Source organism: Flavobacterium saccharophilum (assembly GCF_900142735.1).
In the GTDB taxonomy this organism is placed as follows: domain Bacteria; phylum Bacteroidota; class Bacteroidia; order Flavobacteriales; family Flavobacteriaceae; genus Flavobacterium; species Flavobacterium saccharophilum.
On record NZ_FRBY01000001.1, the window covers coordinates 808683 to 821250 of the forward strand.

General features: G+C 34.7%; 7 protein-coding genes. 5 read left to right on the forward strand and 2 right to left on the reverse strand.

What is annotated here, in order from left to right; all coding sequences use genetic code 11:
• Positions 1-63: 63 nt before the first annotated feature.
• Both BUA98_RS03405 and BUA98_RS03410 read right to left on the reverse strand, forming a co-directional pair.
• Positions 64-5451, reverse strand: a complete 5388-nt coding sequence (locus tag BUA98_RS03405; protein WP_072970217.1) for a T9SS type A sorting domain-containing protein — start codon at positions 5449-5451, stop codon at positions 64-66.
• Positions 5452-5616: 165 nt separating this feature from the next.
• On the reverse strand, positions 5617-6057 hold the full coding sequence (locus BUA98_RS03410) for a retropepsin-like aspartic protease (protein WP_072970218.1): 441 nt from the start codon (positions 6055-6057) through the stop codon (positions 5617-5619).
• 454 nt (positions 6058-6511) lie between these two features.
• On the opposite strand from BUA98_RS03410, the gene BUA98_RS03415 reads away from it, so the two are divergent.
• The 5 genes from BUA98_RS03415 to BUA98_RS03435 all read left to right on the forward strand — a co-directional run bounded on the left by BUA98_RS03415 (position 6512) and on the right by BUA98_RS03435 (position 12539).
• The gene (locus BUA98_RS03415) at positions 6512-7096 is read left to right on the forward strand and encodes an RNA polymerase sigma factor (protein WP_072970219.1); all 585 of its coding nucleotides are present in this window, start codon (positions 6512-6514) and stop codon (positions 7094-7096) included.
• A gap of 2 nt (positions 7097-7098) precedes the next feature.
• Complete coding sequence (locus tag BUA98_RS03420; protein ID WP_072970220.1) at positions 7099-7824, forward strand: tetratricopeptide repeat protein; 726 nt, start codon at positions 7099-7101, stop codon at positions 7822-7824.
• A 312-nt stretch (positions 7825-8136) separates the two neighbouring features.
• Positions 8137-9792 (forward strand): S41 family peptidase, encoded by a 1656-nt coding sequence (locus BUA98_RS03425; protein WP_072970221.1) that lies wholly within the window; start codon positions 8137-8139, stop codon positions 9790-9792.
• A gap of 44 nt (positions 9793-9836) precedes the next feature.
• Positions 9837-11504: a S41 family peptidase gene (locus BUA98_RS03430; RefSeq protein ID WP_072970222.1), complete on the forward strand. Its 1668-nt coding sequence runs from the start codon at positions 9837-9839 to the stop codon at positions 11502-11504.
• Positions 11505-11759: 255 nt separating this feature from the next.
• Positions 11760-12539: a TatD family hydrolase gene (locus BUA98_RS03435; protein WP_072970223.1), complete on the forward strand. Its 780-nt coding sequence runs from the start codon at positions 11760-11762 to the stop codon at positions 12537-12539.
• Positions 12540-12568: the final 29 nt, after the last annotated feature.

Here is a 12568-nt window from a genome sequence, read left to right on the forward strand (position 1 = left end):
TTTTTATTTAGATGAAGTTTTAGGTTGGAATTTGGATTTTAAATATTGGAATTTAACAATCCTTTATTTCTTCACAATTTTGATTGTTTTGGTCTGACCTTCTGAGTTTACTTTTAAGAAATAAAAGCCAGAAGCAATATTGGACAAATCAATTTCAGAATGCTCGCTATTTATTTTTTTAGCTAAAATAGATTTTCCGGCAACTGAGAATATTTCAACTTCATCAATAACAGCAGTATTGCTTATTGTTAAACTATGCAGTACTGGATTTGGATAGAATGTAAAATTAGGCAATACAAAATTTGGAGTAGAAAGCGCTCCATTCAATTTTGCAGTCACGGCAAGTCGCTCTTTACTCTCAACTCCGTTTATGGTTTGAGAAGCATAATAAGTAGTTCCATCCACAAGAACAGTTGTTAATGGTAGTGGAGTATCGTTTGCTTTATTGTTTTTACCAGCTAAAGGATTTTGACTACTATACCATTTGATATTTTCACCATCAATGATAAGGTCTGCTAATGTTTGCCCTGGTTTAAATTCAAGAGTCATTTTATCTTTACCGTCTATTAAAGGAGCCGGTGGATCAACCAGAACGTTCATCATTACAAAACATCCATTTGCATCCATAGCAATAACGTTGTAAAAGCCCGGAGTTAAATCTGAGAATACATTATTTGTTGAGAATTTATCTAAGTTAGGGGATATTGCATAATTGTAATTGCCAGCACCGCCAGAAGCATTGACAGTAATCGTTTGATTTTTTACTGTTGTTACTGTCGTTAATTTAGATGTAGGTTCTGAAATAACAACCTGATTTTCTGTTAGACACCCGTTAGCATCCTTCATTGTTATTCTATGAACACCAGCCTGCAAATTAGAAAAAATTATATTATTGCCAATAGTAGTTATAAATGGTTCGTTGTTGAGGGAAAAAGTATAAGGAGCATATCCGCCAGATACAGTTGCAGTTATCGAACCACTAGCTGAGCCTTTACAAGTAACGTTGGTAACTGTCGCATTAATTACAGGAAGATTTCCCTGAGTAAGTGACGCAGTAAGAGAAACTATAGTGTTTTTATAATCACGAACTTTGATTGCATAGTTACCTGGTATAAAGCTTGAATATACATTTGAAATGGTAAAAGTTGCACCATCGTCAAATGAATAATAATAGGGCTGGAAACCTCCTGTCGCCTGAACAGTTATTGTTCCGGGATTTATACAATTTGTAGCAACAACATCAGCAGTGGCAGAAAGTGGAGGTGACGGTATAATGTTAATTCCACCAACAATGTAGCCACATCCGTTAGCATCTGTAATTTGTGCACCATACAGCCCCAGAGGAAGTCTGGCGAATACTCCATTGTCTTGCGGACCTGCCACTACAACGCCGCCTTTATCCTGTAGAAAATATTTATAAGGTGCAGTTCCTCCTTTTGCAGTTACAACTATTGATTGATCATTAACAGGAAAAGCTGTTGCTGATAGCGCTTCAATAGGTTCAGTTAAAGTAATTGTTGTTGTAGAAAAACAACTATTGACATCTTTGACCGTAATAGTATAAGTACCGGCACGTAAATTAGTAAATGTATCCGTAGTGTTAAAGCTAACGCCATCTAAAGAATAACTATAAGGGGCCTTTCCTCCAATGGCGGCAGCTTTTATGCTTCCTGTATTATCACCTTTGCAAAGCACATTTGAAGTTACTGCTGCTGTAACAGAAGGCGCGCTTACCGGAATTATATCTGCAACAATTGAGCGTTGGTTATTGTCAGCATCGCTTACCGTTATTATATAACTACCTGGTGCCACAGTAAAAATGTTTGAAGGAACATAACTAGCACCATTAAATGAATATTTATAAGGAAGTATGCCTCCAGTAGCATTAACTTTTATTATTCCAACCGGATTAACACAAGTTACTGCTGTTATGTCAACATTAACCACAATTGGAGTCGGTTTATTAACGATAATAATATTGGGTTGAAAAGTTGTGCATCCCAATGAATCTTTTACATGAATGTCGTATGATCCAGCTTTTAAGCCTGTAAAAACAAAAGAGTTTTGAAAATTCATTGGTAAACCATTACTATCTGTTATTGCATAAAGATAAGGAGCAGCTCCTCCGGTAGCAGTAGCCGTAATCGTTCCATCACTATTAGTACTTGTCGTTGAGTTTGTACTACTAGCAGTTGCTGATAAAATAGTAGGATCTACGATAGATACAATTGCTGTACTGATACATCCAAGGGCATCTTTTACGCTTACAGTATATTGTCCGGCGGATAAATTATCAAAAGTATTACTTCCAACATAATCGTTTCCAATTGAATAAGCATAAGGTGCCTTTCCTCCGGTTGCTGTTGCAATTATTTTTCCACTTGTATCATGAAAACAGTACGGATTTTTAGTTGTTAGGGATACAGATAATACATCAGAAGATTCTATTAGAACAGAGAGAATAGTAGAACAGCCATTACTATCTTTTACAAATACAGTATGCGATCCTTGTTGTAAGCTATTAGAAATATTTACAGATGAGTATGTGTTTGATTCATCAAAAGAATACAAATAAGGGGCTTTTCCGCCGGCAGCAGTAATAGTCACGGTATCACTTTCGCCACAAGCTACCGCCTTTGAGATTGCGACAGTTGCAGTTACCGTTGCCGGCGCTTCTATTTTGATTGTATTGCTATTGCCTGCACTATAAAGAGCATCTGCTACAAAAGCAGTATAAGTTCCTGCAGGTAAATTAGTAAAAACAGGGTTATCTTGAAAATTTACTCCGCCATCAAGTGAATATTGATAAGGAAGTTGCCCACCAGTAGCGGTAATTGTAATTTCAGCGTTACTAATACAATCTACTTGTTTTGTAATAGCTGCTGTAGCAATTAAAGGATCTTTATCTGAAATAGTAACACTAAAGCCATAAGATTCACATCCTTTTGCATCCTTTAAGTTTATACTATGACTGCCGGCACTTAAGTTTGTAAAGACATTTTCAGTCTGATAAGGTGCAGAATCCACTGAATATTGATAAGGCGCGGTTCCCGCCTGACCATTTATAGTTATAGTCTGACCATCAATATCAATATCCGGATATATAGGTGTTGGTTGTACTACCATGTGTTCGACAGAAACCATACAACCGACAGCATCTTTTACAGTAATATAATGAGTTCCATGAGGAATATTAAAAGTATTGCTACCTGTAAAAGTACCATTATTTAATGCATATTGATAGGGAGTTTGTCCTCCTGTAGCATTAATTGTTACTGTCGTTTTGTCTTTAGCACAAACTAGTGGCGTGCTTGAGGCTGTTGCAAGTAATTGAGGAGGAGATTGCTGTACCATATTAAATAGGGGAGGAGAAACACAACCCTTACTATCTTTTATAAAAAAAGTATAATTGCCCGGACTCAAATTACTAAAAATATTGCTATTGGTAAAAGTTTGTCCATTATCAATAGAATAGTAAAACGGAGACTGTCCAGACGTTGCATGTACCATCATCGATGCACTTGTGCAACTGGTAGCGGCGGTAACAAGTGCAACTCCGTTAACAGGAACAGGCGGGTCTAACGTTATTAAAGTTGGATTAGTAACCGAATTTAAAGCATCTTTTACCGTAACAGAATAGGTGCCGGCACTTAGATTGTTAAAAATATTAAGTCCTTGATAAGTATATCCGCTATCTACTGAATATAGATATGGAGCTTGTCCACCTATAGCAGCAACATTTATCGCACCATTATTGCCATTACCTGTACAATCTAATTCTTTAGTTATAGCGACAGCAGCATGTAAAAAAGGAGCAATAATTGCTCTTAGAGTTGTTGAACATCCTTGAGCATCTCTTACTCTTATATCATATGTTCCCGGAATTAAGTTCGTGAAAACATTGCTTGCCTGGTAGCTGATTCCATCTAATGAGTATTGATATGGACCCGTTCCTCCACTAGCAGTAATAACGGCTATGTTTTGATTTTGCACCATATAGGTCGCAGTTACAGCTGTTGGTTCCGTGATCGTATAGTTAGTTGTGGCTATACAACCAGTAGCAATATCACGTACTTCTATGTTGTAAATTCCCGCGGGTAAATAGCTGTCATTTACAAACGAAGCTTCATTAAGGGTGTATTGGTAAGAACCGCTGCCACCAGAAACATTAATTGTTAGCGATGCAGTTTCTCCGTTGCATAATATTGGTTTATTTGAAGCTGTAATAGTTAATGCCTGAGCAGGCTGTACTGTTGTCGTAAATGATGAAGATAAACATCCTTTACTGTCTTTTACAATTATAACATAAGTCCCAGGATTGGGAGTGCTAAAAATATTAGAAGAGATAAAATTTATTCCGCCATCAAAAGAGTAAACATAAGGCGCTTTTCCTCCTGTTGCCATGGCAGTTATTGTTCCTGTACTACAACTTGTTGGGTTTGTAACCAAAGCAGTTGTGCTTAAAACCACAAGTGGATTTATTGTTATTGCGGTTGGATTTGAAATTGTATTTACGGCGTCTTTTGCTTTTATAGAATAAGTCCCCGGAAATAAATTATTAAAATCATTATTGGCTTGAAAAGGTCCATCATTTAGAGAATAAGTATAAGGAGATTGCCCGCCGGCAGCAGCTATGGTTATTGAAGCGTTGCTATTTGGGCTACAATCCATTTCTTTGGTAATAATGGCTGTTGTAGTTAAAGAAGGTAAGACAGTTGCTGAAACAGTTGCTATACAACCATTAATATCCCTTACCATAAAAACATGGTTTCCAGGTGTTAAATTTGCAAAATTCGGACTTAGCTGATAGTTTATTCCTTCTAATGAATATTGATAAGGTGTAGTTCCTCCAATTGGCGTAATAGTCACCATTTGGCCTGAGATCATTGCGGTTGCATTTAAAAGCGGTGACGCTGCTATGGTGTAGATAAATGTAGTCGGACAGCTGGTACCAGTATCTAAAACTTGTATGTTGTAAACTCCCGCAGATAAATTATTAAAAGTAGCGTTACTTGAGAAAGAACCTCCATTTAAAGAATAATAATATGGACCAACTCCTCCAGAAGGGGTAACTGTCAATGATACCTTTTCCCCACTACAAAAAACAGGGGTGTTTGTTGCTGTTATATTTAAAGCTGAAACAACTTTTATATTAAAAGAATTGGTTGTAATAGTCCCGTTATTATCAATTCTGACGTAGATAGTTGTAACACCTACAGCTGCATTGTAATTTGAAGGGGTTGCGATTGCATTTGTATTATTGGTTGCATCAGCCAGACTTAAGTGAAAACTTACGGTTGTCTCATCCGGATTCAGATTTCCAATTAAAAGGGGTTTTTGCTTAGCCAGATCAAAATTATTGTCTCCGGGGCAGTGCACAATATCATTGATTTGAGCATAAAAAAAGGTAGTAGTAAACAAGAAAAGAAAACAAAGTAGAGTTTTTTTCATAGTATTAGATTTGTTAAAATGGACTTAACAAATATATACAAAAAGCTATTCTACAATTGTGTAAAGCATAATTTTCTTGCAAAAATAAATGCAATTAAAATTTTCTTTAAAATAGGAAATGTTGAATTTTAAAGTTTCGGAATTCGGAATTTCAACAATTAGAATTTATAATTTTAGGTATAAATAATGATTATAATAATCGATAATAGCTTTGCCTTCAAGTAGGACATCGGCACCAATAATGCCATCGACCGCTTTTGATTTATAGGCTTCTAAGGCTTCATTAACATGAGAAAGATCAAAAATGACCAAACTGAAATCTGCATTTTTCCAGCTTCCGATTTGTAAAAGATTACTAGCCGAAATTTGCGTTCTCATGCCGGTTCCGCCAGCTCCTGAAGCTTTGGTTTTTGATTTTTTTGCTGTAATACTAAAAAGTTCAACACCTTCAAAACCTATGCAGGTATTGGAAGCTCCTGTATCAAGAATAAAATTTCCCAAAATACCATTAATTTTAGCTTTTATCAAAAGATGCTGTGTTCTGGTAACTTTGAATTTTATTTTTTTGTAATTCTTTTTCTTGAGAGTCTCGTGAAGATTTTCCATTTTCGATAGTGATTGAGTATCAAAAATAAACCAATTACAGTCAATAAACTAATGATGTAATAGATATAATTTGATGTTTTTCTGTCTGTGAGATCGAACCTTAATACGCAAACGAGCTCCAGTAGTAAGACCATTTCTGCGCATCTGGAATCCATTTGTAATTCAAAAACGTAATTTTAGCAATTTTGAGTTCGTGATTTCTGGTTTTTATAAATCTTTCTGATTTGTTTCGTATTCGACAATGACAAAACCATTTCGTTTTTTGGCCGAAGTCATTTCATAAAATTGATTCAGTTTTTTTTTGTTGGTGACTTGATACGTTTCTATTTTACCTTGTTTTTTGGGTGTAAGGAATAACGACAGTTCTATATCAACTTGATTTTGTAATTGTTACCCCATGAAAGGAGTATTATTTCAGATTCTTTTTCTAAATTAGCTATCAAAAAGTTTTTTTATGGGCAATAATAAAATTCATCCTGACCAAATGTATATTGAAGGTCTTGCTGCAAATGACTCGGCAATCATTCAGTCTATTTATAAAAAGTTCGTTCCCAAAGTCGTTTTTTTTGTCATGAATAATTCTGGCGATAAAGAGCAGGCACAAGATATTGTTCAGGAGGTGATGATATTGCTTTTTAATCAGGCAAAAACCAATACCTTAAAATTGACCTGCCCATTTGATGCCTACTTCTTTTTATTGTGCAAAAGAAAATGGCTGAATGAGTTTAAAAAAACATCTAATAAAGGGGTAACAATTCATGAAGATATAGTATCTATGAATGAATCTGCACTGGATTTGATTGGACAAACAGAAGAATTTGACGAAAAACAACAGCTTTTTGATAGTATGTTTCAAAAATTGGGAGAGAAATGTCAGGAGCTTTTAAAGCTAAGTTTTTCAATTAAGTCGATGGAAGAAGTTGCTGAAAAACTCAACGTAACTTATGGTTATGTCCGTAAAAAGAAATCGTTGTGCGTTGGTCAGTTAACGCAGTGGATTCAGGAAGCTAAAAATTTTAATTCTCTAAAAAACAATTAGTCATGAACGAAGAGCGCTATATATTATTTGATCAATATCTTCAAAGCGAAATGACTGCTGCTGAAAAAACTGATTTTGAAAAGCAATTAGCCGAAGATTCGGAATTTGCGGCAGAGTTCGAGACTTTTAAAGCAGTAGAGCTTCAATTGCAAAATAAATTTGGATTTGAAGCCGAAAGAGAAGCTTTTAAGGAAAATCTGGATCAGATTGCAGAAAAACATTTCAATAAAGAAAAACCAAAGGTAGTACTGATGCGTCCGTGGTATTTAGCGGCGGCAGCCTCTGTTGTTCTTTTATTCGGATTGTTCTTCTTTGACTACAATCAAAATCCGTCTTTTCATGATTACAATCATCCCGGGCAAGCTCATTTTACGGAAAGAAGCACTACGGATATGCATCTCTTACAAGCCGAAAAAGCTTTTAATAGCAGAAAATTTAAAGAGGCAATTCTGTTTTTTGAAATGGCTTTAAAAGACAACAAAACACCAGAAGTTCAATATTATTATGGTGTTTCTTTATTAGAAACCAGTGAATACCAAAAAGGAGAAGCTGTTTTTAATGAGTTAAAAGCATCAAGTCCAATTTACAAAGACAAGGCACTTTGGAATTTAGCCTTAATGAAATTGAAGCAAAAAGATTATAAAAGCTGTAAGCAAATCCTGCAAACCATTTCTCAGGACTATGAAGATTATGATGAAGTTCAGGAGCTTTTAGATGCTTTAGATTAGTAATTATTTCGCAGAGATACACGAAGAATAGCACAGAGGTTCGCAGAGTTTTAAAAGCTTTGCGAATTTTTTTTAGCCACAGATTTACTCTGATTAAAACGGATTTATATAGAGAAACTGTATGATCTCTACAAAATGTAGCATTTCAAATTAAATCTTTGTGAATCTCTGTGAAAACTCTTTGTGCACTTTGTGGTAAAATCCTTTTTCGTCTTTACGTAAACCCGTAATTAAATTCAAATTTTAATAACTACATTCGAATTTATTTTATGCCAAATTACCCAAAACTATTTACAACTTAACCATTATTTAATGAAAAAAATTACCCTCTTTTTTCTTTTAGTTCTTACACAAATTACTTTCGGCCAGGCCAAAATTACTGAAAACGAAAAGCTTGCCGCAACCTGTAAAGTTTGGGGATTCTTAAAATACTATCATCCTGTAGTTGCTGCTGGCAAAACAAATTGGGATGAAAAATTTTTTGAAGTTTTACCAAAAATTGAAAATGCAAAGACTAAAGAAGCCTATTCGATAGTTATAGAAAAATGGATAGATGACTTAGGTACTGTATCCGTAAATAAACCTTTGGCAGATGATCAGAAAAGAGATTATTTTTATAAAAACCTGGATTTAGAGTGGACACAAAAAGACAAATTGTTTTCAAAAAGTCTTTCAAAGAAGCTTAATTTTATTAATGAAAATAGATTTCAGGGTTCAAATCATTATGTAAATCGTGATGGAAAAGAAGTGGCGCTTCAATTTGTAAACGAACCTGCTTATCCTGATTTTCAATGGACAGATAAAAAATTGAGACTATTAGCATTATTCCGTTTTTGGAATTATACAGAATATTTTTTCCCATATAAATATGTAATGGATCAGAAATGGGATCAGGCTCTGGTTGAAATTTTGCCACAAATTGCAGATCCTTCTTCTGAAAAAGAATTTTTAATGGCCATGCGTGAAATATCGATAAAACTTAACGATAGCCATGCCGCGACTTTTAATTCGGGAATGATGAAATACTTAGGCGGTGAAAAATATACTGCTTTCGGAACTAAATTTATAGGCGATAAAGCGGTAATTACTACGGTAGCAAATGATTCTTTGGCAAAAATCGATGACTTAAAAATAGGAGATATTGTAACCAAAATTGATGGTGTAACTGTTGGAAAAAGATTAGAAGAAATTTTTAAATATGTGCAGGGTTCTAACAAGGCTGTGGCAACAGTAAATGGCGGTTTTTTGATGTTTAGCGGAAATACTGATGAAATAGAGATTGAATTTATTAGGGATAACGTCACCTCACAAAAAAAGATACATCGTTATCCAGGTGAAAAAATTAAAAGATCACCGCAAAAGACGTCACCAAAATGGGAAATTCTGGAAAATAACATTGGTTATGTAAAAATGAATAAAGTGCCAAAAGAGGAAGTTCCTGAAATGATGGAAAAATTGAAAAATACTCAGGCTATTATTTTTGATGTTAGAAACAGACCAACCTATACTGATTTTCTAGTAAGCGAATATTTAAATCCAGAACCTAAACCGATATTGCGATTGCTTTATCAGGATTTGAGTTATCCTGGTCGTTACTATTTCAATAATGAGATGGAAGAATGTGGTAAAATTAATCCAGAGTATTATAAAGGCAAAGTAGTTGTTTTGGTAGGCGCTGGAACTCATAGTTTTGGTGAGCAAACAGCAATGAGTCTCCAAACAGCACCAAATGCTACTGTTATTGGTAGTCAGACTTCAGGTGCTGACGGACCCAATTACTATTTTACCATTATCAAAGGTTTTGATTCGTCCTTTACTTCTGCTGGTGTTTTTTATCCAAATAAAAAAGAAACACAACGTATCGGTATTGTTCCGGATATTGAAGTAAAACCAACTATTGTAGGCGCCCAGCAAGGTAAAGATGAAGTTCTGGAGAGAGCTGTATTGTTTGCTAAAAACGGAAAATAATTATATCTAATAAACTACCCTATTTAAAGTCTAATCCTATTTAAATGAAAAAAAATGCCCTGTTTTTTCTCTTAGTTTTTACACAAATTACCTTTGGTCAAGCCAAAATTACAGAAACTGAAAAACTTGCTGCAACCTGCAAGGTTTGGGGTTTCTTAAAATATTATCACCCAAAAATAGCCACTGGCGATTTTAATTGGGATCAACAGCTTCTTGATGTTTTACCTAAAATTGATAAAGCACAAACAAAAGCAGAATTTTCATTAGTTCTCGAAAACTGGATCGATGATTTGGGAGTTGTGCCAGAAATTGCACCAATTGCACAGCCAAAAGATGTCGAATATTTTGATGAAAACTTCGATTTATCGTGGATTAACAGTAATAAATTGTTTTCGAAAAAGCTTTCTAAGAAGTTGAAATTTATTGAAGAGAACAGATTTCAGGGAGAACAATTTTATATTTTTGGTAGAGATGGTGGTGGTCATGTTGGTCTGAAAAATGAGAATACGAAGCATCCGGATTTTGCAGATAAAAACTCAAAACTTCGAATGGTATTTATGTACTGGAATCTGGTAGAATATTTTTTTCCGGATAAATATTTAATGGATCAGAAATGGGATGTTACTTTAGAAAAAATAATACCACTTGCAATTAAAGCAGGGAATCAAGATGAGTTTTATCTGGCAATGCGAAAATTAGTATCCAGAATTGATGACAGTCATACGGAGTTTTACTTGTACCCATCTCTTAAAGACAATGCAACAGCAAAGAATTTTTTTCCCGCTCGAGGAAAAATAATTGATGAGAAACTGGTCGTTACAGAGATTTTAGCCGATAGTCTGGCTCAGGCCGATGATATCAAAGTAGGTACTGTAATTACCAAAATAAATGATAAAACGATAAGAGAAATTATTGCAGAGAACAGAGATTTGATTTGTGCTTCAAACGAGCCTAAATATTTGGACAAACTGGCAGAGAAAATTTTAATAACCTATACAGATGACAAGGTAAAAGTAGAATTCCTTCAAAATGAAAAGTATGTGACAAAAACAATGACCTGGTATGATTATCATGATTCTCACAGAAATGAATTTAAAAAAGGAGCGCGAAAAAAGAAGGAAAAATTCAAACTTTTGGAGAATAATATCGGCTATGTTAATATGGGAATTATAGATAGAAAAAACATTCCAGATATGATTGAAGCACTAAAAAATACAAAAGCAATTGTTTTTGATATGAGAAATTACCCAAAAGGGACTTTTGAACCAATAGGAAATTTTTTAAACGCTCAGGAAAAGAAATTTGCCATTTACACAATTCCAGATTTAACTTATCCAGGAAGATATAAATGGACTAGTGGAGCCTCAATTGGTTTTGATAATAAAGATTATTACAAAGGAAAAGTGGTCCTTTTATTAAATGAAGACGCTCAAAGTCAGGCAGAATGGACAGCAATGTGTTTTCAGACTTGTGGCCACGCTACAATTGTTGGAAGCCAAACGGCTGGTGCAGACGGCAATGTTTCTATTTTTGATTTTGAGGGATTTAATACGAATTTCTCAGGAATTGGCGTTTACTATCCAGATAAACGAGACACTCAAAGAATCGGTATCGTTCCTGATATTGAAGTAAAACCAACTATCAAAGGAATTCAGGAAGGAAGAGACGAGGTTTTAGATCGCGCTTTGCTGTTTGTTGAAACTGGAAAATAATACATAGTTTGTTAGACTGAGGAACGAAGGGTCACACAAGAATCTAGACAAAGATTGGGGGTCTCTGTACAAAGATACTTGCGGAGACCTCTCGTTCCTCGACATAACATGAGTTCGCTCAGATCATTATCAAATAAAAAATCCGTGTTCATCCGCGCTTTCATGAAGTGAATCCGTGTCATCCGCGTGCCATTTCATCAAGATTGGGAAAGTTTTTAATATTGTCGTAATTTTGGCTTTTTAAAAATTTCACCATTGAATTCAACACCCATAATTACCGATACACATACTCATTTATATTCTGAAGAATTTGATCAGGATCGTGACGAAATGATGCAAAGAGCCATAAATGCAGGAGTAACACGTTTTTTTATTCCCGCAATTGATGCCGCTGCCACACAATCAATGTACGATTTAGAACAAAACTATCCAGATTATGTCTTTTTGATGATGGGTTTGCATCCTACTTATGTGAAAGATAATTATGAAGAAGAATTACAACATGTTGAAACCGAATTAGCCAGAAGAAAATTCTACGCTGTCGGCGAAATCGGGATCGATTTGTATTGGGATAAAACGCATTTAAAAGAGCAGCAAATCGCTTTTAGAAGGCAAATTCAGTTGGCAAAACAATATAAATTGCCCATCGTAATTCATTGCCGTGAAGCTTTTGATGAAATTTTTGAAATTTTAGAAGAAGAAAAATCGGATGATTTGTTCGGAATTTTTCATTGTTTTACCGGAACACACGAACAAGCGCTGCGGGCAATATCTTATAATATGAAGTTGGGAATTGGCGGAGTCGTAACTTTTAAAAACGGAAAAATCGATCAGTTTCTAAATCAAATCGATTTAAAACATATTGTTTTAGAGACCGATTCTCCTTATTTGGCGCCCATTCCGTACCGTGGAAAACGAAATGAAAGTAGCTATTTAGTCAATGTTTTAGCAAAATTATCTTATATTTATACTATTTCTGAAGCAGAAATTGCAGAAATTACAACGCAAAACTCAAAAGACGTTTTTGGGATTTAATCATCAACTAACAATACTTTAATTTTTTT